This window comes from Pseudomonas sp. YuFO20, assembly GCF_035064975.1.
Taxonomy (GTDB): domain Bacteria; phylum Pseudomonadota; class Gammaproteobacteria; order Pseudomonadales; family Pseudomonadaceae; genus Aquipseudomonas; species Aquipseudomonas putida_AE.
Window position 1 is genome coordinate 49,357 of record NZ_JAXDEO010000001.1, and the last position, 22,118, is coordinate 71,474.

The 22,118-nt window shown below is 61.3% G+C and carries 20 protein-coding genes; 8 read left to right on the top strand and 12 right to left on the bottom strand.

All coding sequences use genetic code 11. The features are described from left to right. Nucleotides 1–34 precede the first annotated feature (34 nt). Nucleotides 35–1,384: a glycerol-3-phosphate transporter gene (gene glpT, locus SOP85_RS00255; RefSeq protein ID WP_323625694.1), complete on the top strand. Its 1,350-nt coding sequence runs from the start codon at nt 35–37 to the stop codon at nt 1,382–1,384. Here the strand turns inward: glpT and SOP85_RS00260 are convergent. From SOP85_RS00260 to SOP85_RS00285, 6 genes are all read right to left on the bottom strand, one after another. Continuing rightward, nucleotides 1,360–2,028 carry a gamma-glutamylcyclotransferase gene (locus SOP85_RS00260; RefSeq protein ID WP_323607212.1) on the bottom strand — a complete coding sequence of 223 codons (669 nt, stop codon included), beginning with the start codon at nt 2,026–2,028 and terminating at the stop codon, nt 1,360–1,362. The two genes, glpT and SOP85_RS00260, sit on opposite strands and share 25 nt — an antisense overlap. A gap of 310 nt (nt 2,029–2,338) precedes the next feature. Beyond that, nucleotides 2,339–3,307 carry a CDP-6-deoxy-delta-3,4-glucoseen reductase gene (locus tag SOP85_RS00265; RefSeq protein ID WP_323607211.1) on the bottom strand — a complete coding sequence of 323 codons (969 nt, stop codon included), beginning with the start codon at nt 3,305–3,307 and terminating at the stop codon, nt 2,339–2,341. Further along, the gene (ubiD, locus tag SOP85_RS00270; protein ID WP_274073663.1) at nt 3,307–4,773 is read right to left on the bottom strand and encodes a 4-hydroxy-3-polyprenylbenzoate decarboxylase; all 1,467 of its coding nucleotides are present in this window, start codon (nt 4,771–4,773) and stop codon (nt 3,307–3,309) included. Before ubiD ends, SOP85_RS00265 begins: the two co-directional genes overlap by 1 nt. Nucleotides 4,774–4,912: 139 nt before the next feature. Then, nucleotides 4,913–6,172, bottom strand: coding sequence for a transcription termination factor Rho (gene rho / locus SOP85_RS00275; protein WP_003206716.1), 1,260 nt, complete (start codon nt 6,170–6,172; stop codon nt 4,913–4,915). 248 nt (nt 6,173–6,420) lie between these two features. Continuing rightward, nucleotides 6,421–6,750, bottom strand: coding sequence for a thioredoxin TrxA (gene trxA, locus SOP85_RS00280; protein ID WP_003206727.1), 330 nt, complete (start codon nt 6,748–6,750; stop codon nt 6,421–6,423). Nucleotides 6,751–6,871: 121 nt separating this feature from the next. Then, nucleotides 6,872–7,579: a FadR/GntR family transcriptional regulator gene (locus tag SOP85_RS00285; protein ID WP_323625695.1), complete on the bottom strand. Its 708-nt coding sequence runs from the start codon at nt 7,577–7,579 to the stop codon at nt 6,872–6,874. A 256-nt stretch (nt 7,580–7,835) separates the two neighbouring features. On the opposite strand from SOP85_RS00285, the gene SOP85_RS00290 reads away from it, so the two are divergent. The 5 genes from SOP85_RS00290 (at nt 7,836) to ppx (ending at nt 12,393) form a co-directional block, all read left to right on the top strand. Continuing rightward, complete coding sequence (locus SOP85_RS00290; RefSeq protein ID WP_274073665.1) at nt 7,836–8,621, top strand: transporter substrate-binding domain-containing protein; 786 nt, start codon at nt 7,836–7,838, stop codon at nt 8,619–8,621. A gap of 22 nt (nt 8,622–8,643) precedes the next feature. Further along, nucleotides 8,644–9,312 (top strand): amino acid ABC transporter permease, encoded by a 669-nt coding sequence (locus SOP85_RS00295; RefSeq protein WP_274073666.1) that lies wholly within the window; start codon nt 8,644–8,646, stop codon nt 9,310–9,312. Beyond that, nucleotides 9,309–9,959 (top strand): amino acid ABC transporter permease, encoded by a 651-nt coding sequence (locus SOP85_RS00300; RefSeq protein WP_323625696.1) that lies wholly within the window; start codon nt 9,309–9,311, stop codon nt 9,957–9,959. The genes SOP85_RS00295 and SOP85_RS00300 overlap by 4 nt, the downstream gene beginning before the upstream one ends. Then, nucleotides 9,946–10,683, top strand: a complete 738-nt coding sequence (locus tag SOP85_RS00305) for an amino acid ABC transporter ATP-binding protein (RefSeq protein ID WP_274073668.1) — start codon at nt 9,946–9,948, stop codon at nt 10,681–10,683. Before SOP85_RS00300 ends, SOP85_RS00305 begins: the two co-directional genes overlap by 14 nt. A 207-nt stretch (nt 10,684–10,890) precedes the next feature. After that, the gene (gene ppx, locus SOP85_RS00310; protein WP_323625774.1) at nt 10,891–12,393 is read left to right on the top strand and encodes an exopolyphosphatase; all 1,503 of its coding nucleotides are present in this window, start codon (nt 10,891–10,893) and stop codon (nt 12,391–12,393) included. Nucleotides 12,394–12,549: 156 nt separating this feature from the next. On the opposite strand, the gene ppk1 is transcribed toward ppx, so the two are convergent. Both ppk1 and hemB read right to left on the bottom strand, forming a co-directional pair. Further along, nucleotides 12,550–14,772 (bottom strand): polyphosphate kinase 1, encoded by a 2,223-nt coding sequence (gene ppk1 / locus SOP85_RS00315; RefSeq protein WP_323625697.1) that lies wholly within the window; start codon nt 14,770–14,772, stop codon nt 12,550–12,552. An 18-nt stretch (nt 14,773–14,790) separates the two neighbouring features. Then, a complete protein-coding gene (hemB, locus tag SOP85_RS00320; protein WP_274073670.1) occupies nt 14,791–15,804 on the bottom strand; it encodes a porphobilinogen synthase in 1,014 nt (337 codons plus the stop codon). A gap of 205 nt (nt 15,805–16,009) precedes the next feature. Here hemB and SOP85_RS00325 point away from each other — a divergent pair, with 205 nt between their 5' ends. Next, entirely contained in the window at nt 16,010–16,642 is a 633-nt protein-coding gene (locus tag SOP85_RS00325; protein WP_323625698.1) for a DedA family protein, read from the top strand. Here SOP85_RS00325 and SOP85_RS00330 read toward each other — a convergent pair. Further along, a complete protein-coding gene (locus SOP85_RS00330) occupies nt 16,623–17,858 on the bottom strand; it encodes a sterol desaturase family protein (RefSeq protein ID WP_323625699.1) in 1,236 nt (411 codons plus the stop codon). The two genes, SOP85_RS00325 and SOP85_RS00330, sit on opposite strands and share 20 nt — an antisense overlap. Nucleotides 17,859–17,973: 115 nt before the next feature. Between SOP85_RS00330 and elbB the strand changes: the two genes are divergently transcribed. Further along, entirely contained in the window at nt 17,974–18,642 is a 669-nt protein-coding gene (gene elbB / locus SOP85_RS00335) for an isoprenoid biosynthesis glyoxalase ElbB (RefSeq protein ID WP_046818466.1), read from the top strand. 116 nt (nt 18,643–18,758) lie between these two features. Here elbB and SOP85_RS00340 read toward each other — a convergent pair whose 3' ends face one another. The 3 genes from SOP85_RS00340 to SOP85_RS00350 all read right to left on the bottom strand — a co-directional run bounded on the left by SOP85_RS00340 (nt 18,759) and on the right by SOP85_RS00350 (nt 21,992). Then, nucleotides 18,759–19,214 (bottom strand): YaiI/YqxD family protein, encoded by a 456-nt coding sequence (locus SOP85_RS00340; RefSeq protein ID WP_323625701.1) that lies wholly within the window; start codon nt 19,212–19,214, stop codon nt 18,759–18,761. A gap of 108 nt (nt 19,215–19,322) precedes the next feature. Next, nucleotides 19,323–21,221 carry an FTR1 family protein gene (locus SOP85_RS00345; protein WP_323625702.1) on the bottom strand — a complete coding sequence of 633 codons (1,899 nt, stop codon included), beginning with the start codon at nt 21,219–21,221 and terminating at the stop codon, nt 19,323–19,325. A 138-nt stretch (nt 21,222–21,359) separates the two neighbouring features. Next, nucleotides 21,360–21,992 (bottom strand): LysE family transporter, encoded by a 633-nt coding sequence (locus SOP85_RS00350; RefSeq protein WP_323607199.1) that lies wholly within the window; start codon nt 21,990–21,992, stop codon nt 21,360–21,362. Nucleotides 21,993–22,118: the final 126 nt, after the last annotated feature.

Sequence of the window (22,118 nt, forward strand, 5' to 3'; positions counted from 1 at the left end):
TCCGCAGTCAAAACAAGAAATTTGGAGCTCTTGAATGTTTGCTTTCTTTCGTCCTGCCACGCATCAGGCTCCCCTGCCTGAAGAAAAAATAGACAGCACCTACCGACGCCTGCGCTGGCAGATCTTCGCCGGTATCTTCATCGGTTACGCCGGTTACTACCTGCTGCGCAAAAACTTCTCCCTGGCCATGCCTTATCTGATCGAAGAGGGCTACACCCGTGGAGAACTGGGGGTGGCGTTGTCGGCGATTGCCATCGCCTACGGCTTGTCCAAGTTCCTGATGGGCATCGTTTCCGACCGTTCCAACCCGCGTTACTTTCTGCCGTTCGGCCTGGTGGTCTCGGCGGCGGTGATGTTCACGTTCGGTTTTGCCCATTGGGCGACGTCCAGCGTGACCATCATGTTCGTCCTGCTGTTCATCAATGGCTGGGCGCAGGGCATGGGCTGGCCGCCGAGCGGGCGGACCATGGTGCACTGGTGGTCGCAGAAGGAACGCGGTGGCGTGGTGTCCCTGTGGAACGTGGCGCACAACGTCGGTGGCGGTCTGATCGGCCCGCTGTTCCTGATCGGCATGGGCCTGTTCAACGACTGGCACGCGGCGTTTTATGTGCCGGCGGCGGTGGCCATGGCCGTGGCGGTGTTTGCCTTCATCACCATGCGCGACACCCCGCAATCGGTCGGCCTGCCACCGATCGAGAAGTACAAGAACGATTACCCGGAAGGCTACGACGCCAGCCACGAAGAAGAATTCAGCGCCAAGGAAATCTTCGTCAAATACGTGCTGCGCAACAAAATGCTCTGGTACATCGCCCTGGCCAACGTCTTCGTCTACCTGCTGCGCTACGGCGTGCTGGACTGGGCGCCGACCTACCTCAAGGAAGCCAAGGGTTTCACCGTGGACAAGACGTCCTGGGCGTACTTCTTCTACGAGTGGGCCGGTATTCCGGGCACGCTGCTGTGCGGCTGGATGTCGGACAAGATCTTCCGTGGCAACCGTGGCCTGACCGGCATGGTGTTCATGGCATTGGTGACCGTGGCGACGCTGGTGTACTGGCTCAACCCGGCCGGCAATCCGACGATCGACATGATCGCGCTGGTGTCCATCGGCTTCCTGATCTACGGGCCGGTGATGTTGATCGGTTTGCAGGCGCTGGAACTGGCACCGAAAAAAGCCGCCGGCACGGCTGCGGGCTTCACCGGTCTGTTCGGGTATCTAGGGGGATCGGTCGCGGCCAGTGCAGCGATGGGCTACACCGTGGACCATTTCGGCTGGGACGGCGGTTTCGTCTTGCTGATCGGTGCCTGCCTGCTGGCGATGGCCTTCCTTGCGCCGACGTTGTGGCACAAGCAGGTCGCCAGTCAGAGCCGCGAAGCACTCGCTTGATCGTCCTTTGACTTGCAACGCTTGAGCCGCGCCTCCAGATTCCGGTCTGGCATGGCGTGGCTACGCAGGGCGTGGGCGGTCTGCTCGACATAATCGCGAGTGGTGCCGTAACGCCCGCAAGCGTTTTCGAACACGTGGCTCAGCACGTGATCCGGCAGGTTGCCAGCGTAGCTGGGCAGATGCCGCTCCAGAACGAATCCCAACGCCTGAACCTGGTTGCCGTCTTCTAGTCGGCAGTTGAGCCAGTGCGGGCGATAGGACGGGAATGGCATTTCTCTTTTCCACAGCGCATACAGCGAAGCGTCCAGTTGCTCTTCCGGCAAGCGGTAGGCGAACCCGCTGCAGGAGCCGCCGCGATCCAGGCCAAACACCAGGCCGGGCATTTCCGGCGTGCCGCGATGTTCGTGGGACCACAGGTACAAACCACGATGGTAGCCATGCACGCGACCGCGAACCCGCTCCACCGCCGTGCACTCCGGTCGCCAGATCAGTGAGCCGTAGGCGAACAGCCACACCGGGCCGCCCTTGTGGCGAGCCATGGTCGACTGCATCGAGCTGAGCAATTGTTCGTGCGTGAGCTGCGGCCCCAGATCGAGCCGCGGAGGGTAAGCCAGGTTCAAGATCGAAGGTTCAATGGCGCTCATGGCGAATAGCGTTCAGCTCCCCGCGAGTTAAGAGTTACTTAATAGAACGCACCGCTGTAACAATAAGGCACATATGTTTTTCAAAGCAATTCAAGTGCCATGGCACTGTTGTTAATTAATTACCTGAACACAATATAACCTACCGGCATTTATACGATTTTATAAATACCGATAAGCTATATATGGGGTTATAACCTGTAGGAGCGAGCTTGCTCGCGATGGACTCAAGAGCGCCGGGCATCCTGACTGCCCGCGTAATCGTTAACGACCATCGCGAGCAAGCTCGCTCCTACAGTGTGGTGGGACAGAATCAGGATCGTGGCGCGTATGCAAATACGTCGGCGCGCATCTGGTGGGCGTCCATTCCTGCCTCGACCAGCGCGTCCAGGGTGCCGTAGACCATGGCAGGCGAGCCACTGGCATAGACATGCAGGGCCTTGAGGTCGGGGAAGTCTTCGCAGACCGCTTCATGCAACATGCCGCAGCGCCCCTGCCAGCCGCATTGGTCGCTGACGACTTTATGCAGGAACAGGTTGGGCAGTTTCAGCCACTCATCCCAATGTTCGATTTCGTAAAAGTCTTCAGGACGACGCACTCCCCAGTACAAGTGCACCGGGTGCTTGAAGCCTTCGGCGCGGCAATGTTCGATCAAGCCATGAACCTGGCCCATCCCGGTGCCCGCCGCAATCAGCACCAGCGGACCGTCCGGCAACTCGGCCAGGTGCGCATCACCGAACGGCATGTCGATACGCACCATCGTGTTGCGTTGCAGTTGCTCGATCAGGCTGAGCGCACTGGGTTCGCGCGCCAGCACGTGGATTTCCAGATCTCGCCCGCCAGAGGGCGCCGAGGCCAGGGAGAAGGAGGACTTGTCGCCGTTGTCACGATGGATCATCAGGTACTGGCCGGCGTGATAACGCGGTGGCTTGCCGGCAGGAGCCCGCAGCCGCACCCGCCAGGTATCGCCACCAACCTCGGTGCAACTGGTGACCTGACACGACAGACTGCGCACCGGCAATTCTCCCAGCGCGAGCACGCCATCCCACAGCACGATGCAGTCTTCCAGCGGCTCTGCAATGCAAGTGTAGAACTCGCCATGGTCGCGCACGAGACCTGCCTGCTCGACGCGGCCTTCCACCAGCAGCGCGGCGCATACGTGGCAGTTACCGTTGCGACAGCTTTGCGGGCATTCATAGCCCAGGCGGCGTGCGCCATCGAGAATCCGCTCGCCGGGCAAGATATCCAGTACTGCGCCGGAGGGCTGCAAGGTTACACGCATCAATCTATTCCTAACTGATTCCAGATGGCATCGATCCGTTGGGTCACGGCGTCGTCCTTGACGATTACACGGCCCCACTCACGCGTGGTTTCACCCGGCCATTTATGCGTGGCATCGAGCCCCATCTTCGAACCCAGGCCGGAAACCGGCGAGGCGAAGTCCAGGTAGTCGATCGGTGTGTTCTCGATCATCACCGTGTCGCGCTTGGGGTCCATGCGCGTGGTGATGGCCCAGATCACGTCGTTCCAGTCCCGCGCGTTGATATCGTCGTCAGTGACGATAACGAACTTGGTGTACATGAACTGTCGCAAAAACGACCAGACACCGAGCATTACCCGCTTGGCATGCCCCGGGTACGACTTCTTCATGGTCACGACGGCCATGCGGTACGAACAGCCCTCGGGTGGCAGGTAGAAGTCGGTGATCTCCGGGAACTGCTTCTGCAGGATCGGCACGAACACTTCGTTCAGCGCCACACCCAGGATCGCCGGCTCATCCGGTGGACGGCCGGTGTAGGTGCTGTGGTAGATCGGCTTGATCCGGTGGGTAATGCGCTCGACGGTGAACACCGGGAAGCTGTCGACTTCGTTGTAGTAACCGGTGTGGTCGCCGTACGGCCCTTCATCGGCCATCTCGCCCGGGTGAATCACCCCTTCAAGGATGATTTCGGCGGTGGCCGGCACTTGCAGGTCGTTGCCGCGGCACTTGACCAGTTCGGTCCGGTTGCCGCGCAGCAGGCCGGCAAAGGCGTATTCGGAAAGACTGTCTGGCACCGGGGTCACGGCACCGAGGATGGTCGCCGGGTCAGCCCCCAGCGCCACGGCCACCGGGAACGGCTGGCCAGGGTGCTTCTCGCACCATTCACGATAATCCAGCGCGCCGCCACGGTGGCTGAGCCAGCGCATGATGACCTTGTTGCGGCCAATCACTTGCTGACGGTAGATACCGAGGTTCTGCCGGTCCTTGTTCGGCCCCTTGGTGACCGTCAGGCCCCAGGTGATCAGCGGGGCGACGTCGCCTGGCCAGCAGGTCTGCACGGGCAAGGTCGACAGGTCGACGTCGTCGCCTTCGACCACCACTTCCTGGCAGATCGCGTCTTTGACGACCTTGGGCGCCATGGAGATGATCTTGCGGAAGATCGGCAGCTTGGACCAGGCGTCTTTCAGCCCCTTCGGCGGCTCGGGTTCCTTGAGGAACGCCAGCAACTTGCCGATTTCACGCAGCTCGCTGACCGCTTCGGCGCCCATGCCCAACGCTACGCGCTCGGGGGTACCGAACAGGTTGCCGAGCACGGGAATGTCAAAACCGGTAGGTTTTTCGAATAGCAGGGCCGGGCCCTTGGCGCGCAAGGTGCGATCGCACACCTCGGTCATTTCGAGCACTGGGGACACCGGAACCTGGATGCGCTTGAGTTCGCCGCGCTGTTCCAGGCCGCTGATAAAGTCGCGCAAGTCGCGATACTGCATGCGTGAGCCTCGTATTGGCCGTGGCGTTCGGGGTGGGCAGTTTAGCGCCGAACCCCTCTATTCAGAACCACGAACTGGCGGTTCATCAAAAATCAGATAGCAAAAAGCCGGGTTTCCCCGGCTTCTTGGCCCGTTCGACTTACTTGCGTTTCATCGACAGGAAGAACTCATCGTTGGTCTTGGTCGTTTTCAGCTTGTCGACCAGGAACTCGATGGCAGCGACTTCATCCATCGGATGCAGCAGCTTGCGCAGGATCCACATGCGCTGCAACTCGTCGTCGGCCGTCAGCAACTCTTCGCGGCGAGTACCGGAACGGTTGATGTTGATGGCCGGGAATACGCGCTTTTCAGCGATGCGACGATCCAGAGGCAGTTCCATGTTGCCGGTGCCTTTGAATTCCTCGTAGATCACTTCGTCCATCTTCGAGCCGGTTTCAACCAGCGCGGTGGCGATGATGGTCAGCGAGCCGCCTTCTTCGATGTTCCGCGCAGCGCCGAAGAAACGTTTCGGTTTCTCCAGGGCGTGGGCATCGACACCACCGGTCAGTACCTTGCCGGAGCTCGGGATCACGGTGTTGTAGGCACGGGCCAGACGGGTGATGGAGTCGAGCAGGATCACCACGTCCTTCTTGTGTTCGACCAGGCGCTTGGCCTTCTCGATCACCATCTCGGCAACCTGCACGTGGCGGGTTGGCGGCTCATCGAACGTCGAGGCAACCACTTCGCCGCGCACGGTGCGCTGCATTTCGGTAACTTCTTCCGGACGTTCGTCGATCAGCAGCACGATCAGATGAACTTCAGGATTGTTACGGGCGATGTTCGCGGCGATGTTCTGCAGCATGATCGTCTTACCGGCTTTCGGCGGTGCAACGATCAGACCGCGCTGGCCTTTACCGATCGGGGCGCACAGGTCGATGACTCGACCGGTCAAGTCTTCGGTGGAACCGTTACCGGCTTCCATCTTCATGCGCACGGTCGGGAACAGCGGGGTCAGGTTCTCGAAGAGAATCTTGTTTTTCGCGTTTTCCGGACGGTCGAAGTTGATCGTGTCGACCTTGAGCAGCGCGAAATAACGCTCGCCTTCCTTCGGAGGGCGGATCTTGCCAACGATGGTGTCACCGGTGCGCAAGTTGAAGCGACGGATCTGGCTCGGCGAGACGTAGATATCGTCAGGGCCGGCAAGATAGGAGGCGTCTGCAGAGCGGAGGAAGCCGAAGCCGTCCTGGAGAATCTCCAGCACGCCATCACCGGAGATTTCCTCGCCGCTTTTCGCGTGCTTTTTCAGCAGGGAGAAAATCACGTCCTGCTTGCGCGAACGGGCCATATTTTCTATGCCCATCTGTTCGGCCAATTCGAGCAGTTCGGTAATCGGCTTTTGCTTGAGTTCAGTCAGATTCATATAGGAATGACGTAATCATTTATGGAGGGGGGAAATTAAGCTTTTGGCTTAATGAGGCCGCGCCGCGGAGAAGGCGACAGGATCGCGTACTTATTCGAAAAGGAGAGCGTCGGCGACGGCTAGCAGGGGGCACTGGAGAAACCAGCGCGGGGCCGAATGTAACACCTGAGTTTCGGAGCGTCTAGCCCTCCACAACGAAAAAAGCCCCGCCATTTGCGGGGCCTTTTTCTGACAGGCTGCTACGACGCTTAAATGTTGGCGTCGAGGAAAGCTGCCAGCTGCGACTTCGACAGTGCGCCAACCTTGGTCGCTTCAACGTTGCCGTTCTTGAACAGCATCAGCGTCGGGATACCACGCACGCCGTGCTTGGCGGGGGTTTCCTGGTTTTCGTCGATGTTCAGTTTGGCAACGGTCAGCTTGCCTTTGTAGGTCTCGGCAATTTCGTCCAGGACAGGAGCGATCATTTTGCAAGGGCCGCACCATTCAGCCCAGTAGTCGACCAGTACAGCGCCTTCAGCCTTGAGTACGTCGGCCTCGAAGCTAGCGTCGCTAACGTGTTTGATAAGATCGCTGCTCATGGAATTCTCCAGGGTTGTAAGCAAAAAAACGTGGCCCATCATAGCCGCCCTTCCCCCGTTCAGGAAGGTGCAGATGATTGAGTCTCGCTATGGTGTTACATGAGTTTGGGTATAGCTCAGGTCACGCGGTGGCGGGAGCGACGAAGGCGATTCCGGTACGCAGGGCCGCGTTGCGCACATGTTCGTGCATGGCCTTTTGCGCGGCCCCCGAGGCCCGGCGCGCCAGCGCGCGAAGGATTTTGCGGTGTTCCTGCCAGGTTTCCATGGCCCGCTCGGCCCGGATGAACGGTAGCTTCTGGCTCTCCAGGAAGATGTCGGCGCTGGCCGTCAGGATGCTCAGCATCGCCTGATTGCCGCTGGCCAACAGGATTCGACGGTGGAATTCGAAGTCCAGCCGCGCCGCCGCTTCAAAGTCGCCGGACTTCAGATCGTTGCGCATGGCAGCGACGTTGTCTTCCAGCGCATCGAGTTCATCGGTACTCAAGGTAACGGCCGCCAGCCCCGCCGCGAATCCCTCCAGCGCATAGCGCAACTGGAAGATATCCAAGGGCGAAGCCTGTGCCGCGAACGGCCAACCGGGCGCTGCCTCGCCTCGCGGCAACTCCACCGGCGACTGCACGAACACCCCTTTACCCGGCTGGATGCTGATCACACCCAGGGCACTGAGCGATGACAGCGCCTCGCGCAACGACGCCCGGCTGACCCCCAATTGCACGGCCAGGTCCCGCTGCGAGGGCAAGGCATCCCCCGGCACGAACCCCTGTTCGGTGATCAGTTTGCGGATGGCTTGCAGCGCCACTTCAGGTACGGCGCGGGAGATCGAATTCATGGTTTTCCACTAGAACCAGGCCAATGTGCGATCAGTTGTAAAGCTATTCGCCGCGCCCGGCAAGTCGTGCCCCATGGGGGTTCGGTAACGTTAACGGCTGCGCCATCGGGGTGCGAAACGCGACTTGACTGTTCAGACCAGTAAGACCGTTCGCACCCAGCAAAACCGCGGCCTGGCGCCCGGGAAACGCCATGTTGGCATGGCCCGTGCTCTGTCGATCCGCAGAAATCACTTCTCGAAGATCCGGAGACTTGCCATGACCCAGCGTTACAGCGCCCTCCTCGCTGCCTTGTTCGCCAGCCTCGTGCTGAGCCAGGCACCCGCCCATGCCGACGCCCTGGAAGATGTGGTCCAGCGCGGCGTCCTCAAGGTCGCCGTGCCCCAGGATTTCCCGCCCTTTGGCTCGGTCGGCCCGGACATGAAACCGCGCGGCCTCGACATCGACACCGCCAAACTGCTGGCCGAACAGCTCAAGGTCAAGCTCGAACTGACCCCGGTCAACAGCACCAACCGCATCCCGTTCCTGACCACCGGCAAGGTCGACCTGGTGATCTCCAGCCTGGGTAAAAACCCGGAGCGGGAAAAAGTCATCGATTTCTCCCGCGCCTACGCCCCCTTTTACCTCGCCGTGTTCGGGCCGCCAGACGCCGACATCAAGAGCCTTGACGACCTCAAGGGCAAGACCATCAGCGTCACCCGTGGCGCCATCGAAGACATCGAGCTGACCAAGGTCGCCCCCGAAGGCGTGACCATCAAGCGCTTCGAAGACAACAACTCGACCATCGCTGCCTATCTGGCGGGGCAAGTGGACCTGATCGCCAGCGGCAACGTGGTGATGGTCGCCATCAGCGAGAAGAGCCCGAAACGCGTGCCGGCGCTGAAAGTGAAGCTCAAGGACTCGCCGGTCTACGTCGGCGTGAACAAGAACGAGCCGGCGTTGCTGGACAAGGTCAACCAGATCCTCGTCACCGCCAGGAGCGACGGCGCGCTGGAGAAAAACGCCCTGACCTGGTTGAAAGAACCGCTGCCGGCCGACCTCTGATCCGGCGCGCAGGAGACTCATGATGGCTTATCAGTTCGATTTCTTGCCGGTGGTGCACAACACCGATTTGCTGTTGCGCGGTGCGCTGTTCACCCTTGAGCTGACGGCCATCGGCGCGGTGTTGGGGGTGGGCCTGGGCATCGTCGGGGCGCTGGTGCGGGCGTGGAATATCCGCCCCTTCGCCGGGATTTTCGCGGTCTACGTCGAGTTGATCCGCAATACACCGTTCCTGGTGCAATTGTTTTTCATCTTCTTCGGCCTGCCGTCGCTGGGCGTGCAGATTTCCGAATGGCAGGCCGCCGTGCTGGCGATGGTGATCAACCTGGGAGCCTACTCGACCGAGATCATCCGTGCCGGCATCCAAGCGATCCCGCGCGGCCAACTGGAGGCTGCGGCGGCACTGGCCATGACGCGCTTCGAGGCGTTCCGCCACGTGGTGCTGCTGCCGGCACTGGGCAAGGTCTGGCCGGCCCTGAGCAGCCAGATCATCATCGTCATGCTCGGCTCGGCGGTCTGCTCGCAGATCGCCACCGAAGAGCTGAGCTTCGCCGCCAACTTCATCCAGTCGCGCAACTTCCGCGCCTTTGAAACCTATGCCCTGACCACGCTGCTCTATCTGTGCATGGCCTTGTTGATCCGCCAGCTGCTGAACTGGATCGGCCAGCGATTCATCGCGAGGAGCACTCGATGAGCGATTTGACCTTCTGGGACATCGTGCGCAACCTGCTCATGGGCCTGCAATGGACGCTGGCGCTGTCGCTGGTAGCGTTCGTTGGCGGCGGGCTGATCGGCTTGCTGGTCATGGTGCTGCGCATCTCGAACAAGCCCCTGCCACGCAGAGTTGCTCGCACCTACATCGAACTGTTCCAGGGCACGCCGCTGTTGATGCAGCTGTTCCTGGTGTTCTTCGGCGTCGCGCTGGCCGGGGTAGAGATATCGCCCTGGGCCGCGGCAGCCATCGCCTTGACGTTGTTCACCAGCGCCTACCTGGCGGAGATCTGGCGGGGTTGCGTCGAGTCGATCCCCAACGGCCAGTGGGAAGCCTCGTCGAGCCTGGCGCTGAACCCGCTGGAGCAACTGCGCTACGTGATCCTGCCGCAAGCGTTGCGCATTGCCGTGGCGCCGACCGTGGGTTTCTCGGTGCAAGTGGTCAAGGGCACCGCCGTGACCTCGATCATCGGCTTCACCGAACTGACCAAGACCGGCGGCATGTTGGCCAATGCCACCTTCGAGCCCTTCATGGTCTACGGCCTGGTCGCCCTCGGCTACTTCCTGCTCTGCTACCCCTTGTCCCTCAGTGCGCGCTACCTGGAAAGGAGACTGCATGCCTCTGCTTAGAATTTCCGCCCTGCATAAATACTACGGCGACCACCATGTGCTCAAAGGCATCGACCTGAGTGTCGAGCAAGGCCAGGTGGTGGCGATCATCGGCCGCAGTGGCTCGGGCAAGTCGACCTTGCTGCGCACCCTCAACGGCCTGGAATCGATCAACGATGGCGTCATCGAAGTCGACGGCGAATACCTCGACGCCGCCCGCGCCGACCTGCGCAGCCTGCGGCAGAAGGTCGGAATGGTGTTCCAGCAGTTCAACCTGTTCCCGCACCTGACGGTTGGCGAAAACGTGATGCTGGCGCCACAGGTGGTGCAGAAAGTACCGAAAGCCAAGGCGGCCGAACTGGCCCGGGAGATGCTGGAACGCGTAGGCCTGGGGGAGAAATTCGATGCCTTCCCGGATCGGCTGTCCGGCGGGCAGCAACAGCGCGTGGCGATTGCCCGCGCGCTGGCGATGTCGCCCAAGGTGTTGCTGTGCGACGAAATCACCTCGGCGCTGGACCCGGAGCTGGTCAACGAAGTGCTGAGCGTGGTTCGGCAGCTGGCCAGGGAAGGCATGACCTTGATCATGGTGACCCATGAGATGCGTTTTGCCCGGGAGGTGGGGGACAAGTTGGTGTTCATGCATCAGGGGCTGGTGCATGAGGTGGGTGATCCGAAAGAGTTGTTTGCCAATCCGCAGACTGTGGAGCTGGCGAATTTCATTGGCACGGTGGAAGCGGCAGTCTGATGGAAATTTAGTGCCTGTGAGGCCGCATTCGCGAGCAAGCCCGCTCCCACAGGGTTCTCTGCCGGAGCACAATGGTGTGTTCGACGCAAAAACCTGTGGGAGCGGGCTTGCCCGCGAAGAGGCCATTTGCATCGCCGCAACGCCTACGCGTTGGCGCCAGCCTTTGATCGTGGCACGATGTCGAGGTTATCGACCGAGACCCTGACCATGCCGCAATCCCAAGCCAAGAATCTGTCCCTGATCGCCGCTATCGACCTGGGCTCCAACAGCTTTCACATGGTCGTGGCCAAGGCCCAGAACGGTGAAATCCGTATTCTCGAACGTCTCGGGGAGAAGGTTCAGCTGGCCGCCGGTATCGATGAAGAGCGCAAGCTCAGCGAAGAATCCATGCAGCGCGGGCTCGATTGCCTCAAGCGCTTCGCCCAACTGATCAACGGTATGCCCACCGGCGCCGTGCGGATCGTCGGCACCAACGCCCTGCGTGAAGCCCGCAACCGCAACGAATTCATCCACCGCGCCGAAGAAATCCTCGGTCACCCGGTGGAAGTCATCTCCGGCCGTGAAGAAGCGCGCCTGATTTATCTGGGCGTGTCCCACACCCTCGCCGACACCCCGGGCAAACGCCTGGTGGCCGACATCGGCGGCGGCAGTACCGAATTCATCATCGGGCAGAGATTCGAGCCATTGTTGCGCGAAAGCCTGCAGATGGGTTGCGTCAGCTACACCCAGCGCTATTTCAAGGACGGCAAGATCACCCCCGCCCGTTACGCCCAGGCGTACACCGCGGCGCGGCTGGAGATCATGAGCATCGAGCACGCCCTGCACCGCCTGACCTGGGATGAAGCCATCGGCTCCTCGGGCACCATCCGCGCCATCGGCCTGGCGCTGAAGGCCGGTGGCCACGGCAGCGGCGAGGTCAACGCCCAGGGCCTGGCCTGGCTCAAGCGCAAGCTGATCAAGCTGGGCGACGTCGACAAGATCGACTTCGAAGGCATCAAGCCGGACCGCCGGGCGATTTTCCCGGCAGGCCTGGCCATTCTCGAAGCCATCTTCGATTCCCTGGAATTGCAGCGCATGGACCACTGTGAAGGCGCGCTGCGCGAAGGCGTGCTCTATGACCTGCTGGGTCGCCATCATCACGAAGACGTGCGTGAACGCACCCTGACCTCGCTGATGGAGCGTTACCACGTCGACCTGGAACAGGCGGTGCGGGTCGAACGCAAGGCCCTGCATGCCTTCGACCAGGTGGCCAGGGACTGGGACCTGGAAGACGGCGTCTGGCGCGAACTGCTCGGCTGGGCGGCCAAGGTGCACGAAGTGGGCCTGGACATCGCTCACTACCAGTACCACAAGCACGGCGCCTACCTGATCGAACACTCGGACCTCGCTGGCTTCTCCCGCGAAGACCAACTGATGCTCGCGCTGCTGGTACGAGGTCACCGCCGCAACATCCCCAAGGACAAGTTCGCCGAGTTTGGCAAAGACGGCACCAAGCTGATTCGCCTGTGCGTGCTGCTGCGCTTCGCGATCCTGTTCCATCACATCCGCGGCACCCAGCAGATGCCCCAGGTGGAATTGAATGCCAATGGCAACAGCCTGGAAGTGGTGTTCCCGGAAAACTGGCTGGACGAAAACCAGCTGACCCAGGCGGATTTCGAAATTGAAGCGCAGTGGCTGACGCGGGTGGATATCGTCCTTACCGCGCGCTGAAACCCCTGTAGGAGCGAGCTTGTTCGCGATGGACGTGAACGATAATGCGTGCGGCCTGAATAAACGCGCTGCCCTCAGGTTTTTCGCGAGCAAGCTCGCTCCTACAGGGACGGCGGTCATAACAAAAATGGCGATCCCTTGGGATCGCCATTTTTTTTAGCGTACCGCCAGAATCGGGCTACCCAACCGCTCCAGCAACGTAGCCTGGGCACTGCGCGGGTTCTGGTTGCCGGTCGGCGTATTGCGGATGTAACGGCCGTCCGACTGCAGGCTCCAGCTGTGGGTGTTATCGGTCAGATACAACTCCAGCTCTTTCTTGACCCGCATGATCAGCTTCTTGCCTTCCACCGGGAAGCAAGTCTCGACGCGCTTGTCGAGGTTGCGCTCCATCCAGTCGGCACTGGACAGGAACATCTGTTCATCGCCGCCATTGAGGAAGTAGAAGACCCGGGTGTGTTCCAGGAAGCGCCCGATGATCGAACGCACATGGATGTTGTGCGAGACCCCGGCGATGCCCGGCCGCAGGCAGCACATGCCACGCACCACCAGGTCGATGCGCACGCCCGACTGGCTGGCCTTGTACAACGCGCGAATGATCTTCGGATCGGTCAGCGAGTTGAACTTGGCGATGATGTGCGCCGGCTTGCCCTCGAGGGCGAACTGGGTTTCCCGGGCAATCATGTCGAGCATGCCCTTTTTCAGGGTGAACGGCGCGTGCAGCAGCTTCTTCATGCGCAACGTCTTGCCCATGCCGATCAACTGGCTGAACAGTTTGCCGACGTCTTCGCACAGGGCGTCGTCGGAGGTCAGCAGGCTGTAGTCGGTGTACAGGCGGGCGTTGCCGGCGTGGTAGTTACCCGTGCCCAAGTGCGCGTAACGCACGATCTCGCCCGCTTCGCGGCGCAGGATCAGCATCATCTTGGCGTGGGTCTTGAAGCCGACCACGCCGTAGATCACCACCGCACCGGCCGCTTGCAGACGGCTGGCCAGTTGCAAGTTGGACTCCTCATCGAAGCGCGCGCGCAATTCGATCACCGCGGTGACCTCCTTGCCGTTTCGCGCCGCGTCCACCAACGCATCGACGATTTCCGAGTTGGCGCCGGAGCGGTACAGGGTCTGGCGCACCGCCAGCACGTGCGGGTCCTTGGCGGCCTGGCGCAGCAGGTCGACCACCGGGGTGAACGACTCGAACGGGTGCAGCAGCAGGATGTCCTGCTTGCTGATCACGCTGAAAATGTTCTCGCTGTTTTGCAGCAGTTTCGGGATCTGCGGGGTGAACGGCAGGTACTGCAGCTCGCGCTGGCTGTCCAGGCCGGTGATGCTGAACAGACGCGTCAGGTTCACCGGACCGTTGACCTGATACAGCTCGGTCTCGCTCAGGTTGAACTGCTTGAGCAGGTAGTCGGACAGGTGTTTCGGGCAGGTATCGGCCACCTCCAGTCGCACCGCGTCGCCGTAACGACGGGAGAACAACTCGCCGCGCAGGGCGCGGGCCAGGTCTTCGACGTCTTCGGAGTCCAGCGCCAGGTCGGCGTTTCGGGTCAGGCGGAACTGGTAGCAGCCCTTGACCTTCATGCCCTGGAACAGGTCATCGGCGTGGGCGTGGATCATCGACGACAGGAACACATAGTTGTCGCCGGCGCCGCCGACTTCTTCCGGCACCTTGATGATGCGCGGCAGCAGGCGCGGGGCCGGGATGATCGCGAGGCCAGAGTCGCGACCGAAGGCGTCGATGCCTTCGAGCTCGACGATGAAGTTCAGGCTCTTGTTCACCAGCAACGGGAACGGGTGCGTCGGGTCGAGGCCGATCGGCGTGATGATCGGGGCGATTTCGTCGCGGAAATAACGGCGCACCCAGGTCTTGAGCTTGGTCGTCCAGTTGCGGCGACGGATGAAGCGGACCTGATGCTTTTCCAGTTCCGGCAGCAGAATGTCGTTGAGGATCGCGTACTGGCGGTCAACGTGACCGTGCACCAGTTCACTGATGCGGGCCAGGGCCTGGTGCGGTTGCAGGCCGTCGGCGCCGGCCTGCTCACGGGCGAAGGTGATCTGCTTCTTCAGGCCGGCGACGCGAATCTCGAAGAACTCGTCCAGGTTGCTGGAGAAGATCAGCAGGAACTTCAGGCGCTCCAGCAACGGGTAGGACTCGTCCAGTGCCTGTTCCAGCACGCGGATGTTGAACTGCAGTTGCGACAGCTCACGGTGGATGTACAGGCTGCTGTCATCCAGGCCGGGAATGGCAATCGCTGGCGCTGCCACTGCGGGCTCGACGACCGCCGCGGGCGGAGCGGGCTCCAGCTCCGGCGGGGTTTCGTCGACCTGCTCCACCACTGGTTGAGCGTCTTTTACGGCAACTTCAGTGAGTACTTCGGTATTCATCGAATGTTCCTGGGAGGGCTATTTTTGCTCTCGTAACAATTGAGCGGCACGAACGGCAAAATACGTGAGGATGCCATCAGCGCCTGCGCGTTTAAAAGCGGTCAGGGATTCGAGGATAACCCCTTCGCTCAACCAGCCATTCTGGATCGCCGCCATGTGCATGGCGTATTCGCCGCTGACTTGATACACAAAGGTCGGCACTTTGAATTCTTCTTTGACCCGGCAGAGGATGTCCAGATACGGCATGCCTGGCTTGACCATGACCATGTCTGCGCCTTCTGACAAGTCGGCCGCCACTTCGTGCAGGGCTTCGTTGCTGTTGGCCGGGTCCATCTGATAGGAGGCCTTGTTGGCCTTGCCCAGGTTCAGTGCCGAGCCGACCGCATCGCGGAACGGGCCATAATAGGCACTGGCGTACTTCGCCGAGTAGGCCATGATCCGCACGTTGACGTGACCGGCCACTTCGAGGGCCTCGCGGATCGCCTGGATGCGACCGTCCATCATGTCCGACGGCGCCACCACCTGGGCACCGGCTTCGGCATGGGACAGGGCTTGGCGGACCAGTGCGTCGACGGTGATGTCGTTCTGCACGTAGCCTTCTTCGTCGAGAATACCGTCCTGACCGTGGGTGGTGAACGGGTCCAGGGCGACGTCGGTGATCACGCCCAGATCAGGGAACTGCGCACGCAGGGCGCGGGTGGCGCGTTGGGCGATGCCTTCCGGGTTCCAGGCTTCGGCGGCGTCCAGCGACTTGAGCTCTGCCGGGGTCACCGGGAACAGCGCCAATGCCGGAATGCCCAGCTCGACCCACTTGGCCGCTTCTTCCAGCAACAGATCGATGGTCAGGCGCTCGACGCCCGGCATCGAAGCCACCGCTTCACGACGGTTCTCACCGTCCAGCACAAATACCGGCAGGATCAGGTCGTCGACGGACAGCACGTTTTCACGGACCAGACGACGCGAAAAATCGTCACGACGGTTGCGGCGCAGGCGGGTGGCGGGAAACAAACGGTTGGCGGGGGTAAAGCTCACGGCAGACTCCTGAGCCCGCAGGCGTGCGAGCGTGACAGTTATAAGCGGCCATTATGACGAACGTATTACAGTTGTGTGCGCCCTATGTCATGTAGCCGTATTCCATTGTCCTTGTAGGAAATGTTCACGTCGAGACACATTTGGACACTTTCCTGAATGTGTACGAAGGGTTAGGCTGCGCGTTCATTTCGCCAGCACCCAGACAATGCTCCAACAATTTCTGCATGACTTCGGCTACTTTGCCCTGTTTCTTGGCACGTTCTTCGAAGGCGAAACCATCCTGGTGCTCGCGGGCTTCCTCGCGTTCCGTGGTTACATGGACATCAACCTGGTGGTGGTCGTGGCGTTCTTCGGCAGCTATGCCGGCGACCAGCTGTGGTACTTCCTGGGACGCAAGCACGGGCGCAAGCTGCTGGCACGCAAACCGCGCTGGCAGATGATGGGTGACCGGGCGCTGGAACATATTCGCAAACACCCGGACATCTGGGTCCTGAGCTTCCGCTTCGTCTACGGCTTGCGCACCGTGATGCCGGTGGCCATCGGCCTGTCGGGCTATCCACCGGGCCGCTATCTGCTGCTCAACGGCATTGGCGCGGCGATCTGGGCCACCGCGCTGGCGGCGGCGGCCTATCACTTTGGCGCTGTACTGGAAGGGATGCTCGGCAGTATCAAGAAATACGAGCTGTGGGTGCTCGGCGCCCTGCTCATCCTGGGCCTGGGCCTGTGGCTGCGCCGGCGCTTCAAGAATGCGCGCCTGGCCCGGCAGATCTATGCCGACGAGCAAGCCCTGAAGGCCGAAAAGCACACTACCGGCGGCCCTAAGACGCCAGTCGAGTAAAGCGGTTTCTGCAGCAATAAAGCCCGATACCGCTGATCAGGCTGTAACTGAGCAGGCCGACCCAGCCCACCGCGCTGGCCGGCCACAGTCCCGCCAGCGGCGCCAGCCAGACCAGCGGCACATTCGATGCCAGGCGCAGCAATTCCAGCTTCAGCGCCCACGGGCGATTCTCCAGGGCCACGCCCAAAACGAACAGGCCCAGCGCCACCGCCCCCCAGCCCAACACCAACGCGGCCGTCGACAGACTGGGTTCCAGGTTCATCAAATAGCTGCCCAGGGCGATGTAGACGCAGAACTGCAACAGCACGTAGAGCTGCTGGCGCCCATCCAGCGGCACCTCGAATTTGCGGAACTGGCTCAGGTCCGGCTTGTTCATCGGGTACCTGGCTGCCACGTCCGCCGGCCGCCAGCCGGTGCGCATGAACCAGATCCGCAGCTTGTCCCAGGTGCTTTCGGCACGCCGCGCATCCGCCCACAACTGCGCGTAGAACTGCACGTTGGCCCACACCGGATTCCAGCTCGCCAGGGCCGTGGTCACGCCGAAAATCACCGGCTCGTTGTCGTCTTCTTCCTGGAACGAGCCGAATAGACGGTCCCAAATAATGAACACGCCGCCGTAGTTGCGATCCATGTAGAGAGCGTTCTGTGCATGGTGGGCCCGATGATTGGATGGCGTGACGAAAAACCACTCGAACCATCCCAGCTTGGGAATGTGCCGGGTGTGCACCCAGAACTGGTACAGCAGGTTCAGCGCGGCGACGCTGACGAACACCAGCAAGGGCACGCCGGCGACGGCCATGGGCAGGTAGAAGATCCAGCTCAGCAGAAACCCGGTGCTGGTCTGGCGCAGGGCGGTGGAGAGGTTGTAGTCCTCGCTCTGGTGATGCACCGAATGCGCAGCCCAGAGGATGTTGCGCTCGTGGCCCATGCGGTGCAGCCAGTAATAGCAGAAGTCATAAAAGACAAAGGCAAAAATCCATACCCAGACACTGTCGGCCGAGAGCTCGAAGAGCGCCAGGTGCTTGAGGGCAAACGCGTAGGTCAGCAGCCCTACGCCTTTGGTCAGCAGGCCGGTGGTGGTCGAGAGCACGCCGGTGCTGATGCTGTTGATCGCGTCCGCCAGCCGATAGTTGCTGACCCCGCGCCAACGGTCGGCCAGCAGCTCGACGGCGATCAGCACGAAGAAAAACGGCACCGCATACAGAATGAAGTCCATGACGCGCCCTGTACGGAATCTTGAGGACAGATCCTATGTGTAACCTCGAATTATCCCTATGGCAACGAGTGACAAATTAGTGGACATTTAACGCCATGAATCTGGAGAAAAGCCCATGAGCAAAAAAGTTGCAGTGATCCTTTCCGGCTGTGGCGTGTACGACGGCGCCGAAATCTACGAAAGCGTGGTGACCCTGCTGCGCCTGGACCAGCGTGGCGCGCAGGTGCAGTGTTTTGCGCCGAACATCGCGCAGCTGCATGTGATCAATCACCTGACCGGCGAAGAAATGCCCGAGTCGCGCAATGTGCTGGTGGAATCGGCGCGCATTGCCCGGGGCGAGATCAAGGACATCCGTGAAGCGGACGCCGAAGACTTCGATGCGCTGATCATTCCCGGCGGTTTCGGCTCCGCCAAGAACCTCTCCAATTTCGCCATCGAAGGAACCGGCTGCACTGTTCAACCGGACGTCCTGGCCTTGACCGAAGCCTTTGCCGAGGCCGGCAAGCCGGTCGGCCTGATCTGCATCTCGCCTGCCCTGGCGGCGAAAATCTATGGGCCGGGCGTGACCTGCACCATCGGCAACGACGCCGAAACGGCAGCGGCCCTGAACAAGATGGGTGCCACCCACAAGGACTGTGCCGTGAGCGATATCGTCGAAGACAAGGCGCGCAAGCTGGTGACGACGCCGGCGTACATGCTGGCGCAATCGATCAGTGAAGCGGCTTCGGGCATCAATAAACTGGTCGACCGCGTACTCGAACTGACCCACGAAAACGACGCCTGACACCGCCCCCTGTAGGAGCTGGCTTGCCAGCGAAGGCGTCATAGCATTCGACGCAGATGTTGAATGTTCGATCGCTTTCGCTGGCAAGCCAGCTCCTACAGGGGACCGCGTGAACCTTAAGACTGGCGCGACAGCCGCGTCAGGATCCGGTCCAGCGCATTGGCAAACGCCTGCTTCTCCCGCTCGCCAAAAGGCGCTGGTCCGCCGCTCATCTGCCCCTGTTCGCGCAAGTCGGTGAACAGATTACGTACGGCCAAGCGATCGCCCATGTTCTGCGCGTCGAATTCCTTGCCCCGCGGGTCCAGCGCAGCGACGCCCTTCTTCACCAGCCGGTCGGCCAGCGGCACGTCACTGCATATCACCAGCTCACCGGGGACCGCGTGCTCCACCAGGTAATCATCCGCCGCATCCGGTCCGCTGGGCACCACGATCAGCTTGACCAGGGCCAAGCCCGGCTTGATCTGCGGCTGCCCTGCCACAAGCACCACTTCGAACTGGCGCTTGAGGGCGAACTTGACCACCAGGTCCTTTGCCGCCCGGGGGCAGGCGTCCGCATCGATCCATACGCGCATGTTTTTTTCCTCTTGAAAGCAAAAGATCGCAGCCTTCGGCAGCTCCCACAGGGATTAACGTACACCTGTAGGAGCTGCCGCAGGCTGCGATCTTTTAAGGATCCTCGGTTAAGAAACTGTCACCCGCCGCTTCTCGGCCATGCGACTACGGCTGTACAGCACGATGATCGCAAGCAAAGCCACAGCCTGAGCGCTCAGCGAATACGCATCCGCATGAATCCCCAGCCAATCGAACTCAAAAAACGGCACCGGTCGCGTGCCGAAGATCCCGGCTTCCTGCAGCGCCTTCACGCCATGCCCGGCGAACACCACCGACAAAGCACAGAGCAGACCGGCGTTGATGCTGAAGAATAGCGTCAGCGGCAGTTTCGCCGAGCCGCGCAGGATCACCCAGGCCAGGCCAACCAACAGCACCAGCGCCGTCGCACCACCGGCCAGCACCGCGTCATGGCCAGCGGGACCTGCCTGCAGCCACAGGGTCTCGTAGAACAGGATCACTTCGAACAGCTCGCGATACACCGAGAAGAACGCCAGGATCGCAAAACCGAAACGCCCGCCTCCGCCCACCAAGCTGCTCTTGATGTAATCCTGCCAGGCTGCGGCATGACGACGGTCGTGCATCCACACACCGAGCCACAACACCATGACGCTGGCAAACAACGCCGTCGCACCTTCCAGCAGTTCGCGCTGCGAGCCGCTGACATCGATCACATAAGCCGCCAGCGCCCAGGTACCCAGGCCGGCCAACAGCGCCAGGCCCCAACCGACGTTCACACTGCGTACCGCCGACTGTTGGCCGGTGTTACGCAGGAAAGCGAGGATCGCCGCCAGCACCAGGATGGCTTCCAGGCCTTCGCGCAGCAGGATCAGCAAGCCGGAGATATAGCTCAACGACCAGCTCAAGCCATCGCTGCCCAACAATTCGGCGGACGCCTTCAACTTGGCCTTGGCCGCTTCCAGGCGCTGTTCCACCTGCTCCACCGGCAGGCCGTCCTGCAACGACTGACGGTAAGCCATCAACGACTTTTCCGTGTCTTTGCGCACGTTGGCATCGACGTTGTCCAGGGAGCTTTCGACCAGCTCGAAGCCTTCCAGATACGCCGCTACCGACAGGTCATAGGCCTGGTCGTGATCGCCGTCACGGTAGGCCGCGACGCTCTTGTCCAGGGTGACGGCGGTGTAGTCGAGCAACTGCGCCGGGCCACGCTTGGCCTGTGGCGGCTGCGCCCGTTGCGCGCGGAAGGTCGCGGCAGCCTGCGGACCGTCGGCGGCGTGCACTTCGGCCGGGGTCTGGCGGGCCAGCTCGGCAATGTCATAGATCTTATCGCCGCTGGCGGTCGCCGGATCGGCGCTGAAGCTGGCGATGTAAGTGGCCAGGTCCCAACGCTGGCGATCATCCAGCTGATCGCCAAAAGCCGGCATGTCGGTGCCTTCGACCCCCAGGCCCACCGTGTTGTAGATCGCGTAGAGGCTCAGGTGATCGAGGCGCGCGTTATCACGCAAGTTGGCCGGCGGCGGGGTCAGGCCGACACCCGCCGGACCATCGCCAGCGCCCGTATCGCCGTGACACACCGAGCAATGCTGGGCGTACAGTGGCGCGCCGCGAGTCGGGTCCGGGGTAATGATCGGCGCTTGGCTGACTTCATAGGCCACGGCCAGCTTCGCCCCGAGTTGGCGAGCCTGGCGGGCGACGTCGGCTCCCTCCTGACGGGCGCTGATCGCCTCGCGCAGCTTGGTGATGCCCTGTTCCAGCCCGGCCTTTTCCGGTTTGGCCGGCATCGCGGCAATCAAGCCTTGCACCGCCTGGACGAACTCCAGTTGCTCGCGGTATTCGGATTCGCTGGCGACCTTGCCGGCCTGCACCGCTTGCGGATAGTCCGCGCCGATGTAGTCGAGCAAGTGCAGCGCTTGCGGTGCGCCCTCTACCGTGTCGGCCAGCAGATTAAAACTGCACAGGGCCAACACCGGCGCTATCAGCCAGGCCAGGAAACGGGACGGGGCAATCATGAACGAATCTCAATTGGAAATACGAAGTAACATATTGTTCACTCCCAATCAGTTTCACTCAAGCTTTGTTGTGGGGCGCGTTACTGGACTTAAACGAAAAAGGCGACCTGATAGGTCGCCTTTCCTGTGCCGGAGGGCTTAAACCGCGGCTTTGCGCAGGGTCGCCATGAACGCCGCCGCGCCAATGAACAGCCCGGCGAAGGTACGGTTCATGCGCTTTTGCTGTTTGGGTGTGCGCAACATACGCAGCACTTTGGAAGCCAGCCCGGTGTACCCTGCCATGACGATCAGGTCCACACAGATCATGGTGGCACCGATGATCACGTACTGGATCAGCAGCGGCGCTTGCGGATCAATGAACTGCGGCAACACCGCCAGCATGAACACCAACGCCTTCGGGTTGCTGATGTTCACCAGAAAACCGCGGAACACCAGGGCCATCGGCTTGCCAATCGGCCGGATCGCCGCGTCATCGCTCATGTCGCTGGGCAGCGCGCGCCATTGTTTGATCGCGAGATAAACCAGGTACGCCACGCCGAACCATTTGATCGCAAAGAACGCAGTGGCCGACGCCGTGAGAATCGCGCCCACACCAGCACCGACAATCGCGATCTGCACCGCCAGCCCCAATTGCAGGCCCAGGGCGTTCCAGTAACCGCGCCAGAAACCGTACTGCAGACCGCTGGACATCGACGCAATGGCGCCGGCACCGGGGGACAGGCTGATCACCCAGCAGGCGGCAAAAAACGCCAGCCATGTTTGAAGCTCCATTGCACACCTCGACTCGGATTTGTGACAGATGAATAAGCTAATGCGGCTTTGGGTGGATGACCATTGATTTTTTGTAGTACATGGCAATGGCCGACCAGCGTTTTATGCCTTTAGGGCCCCTTCGCG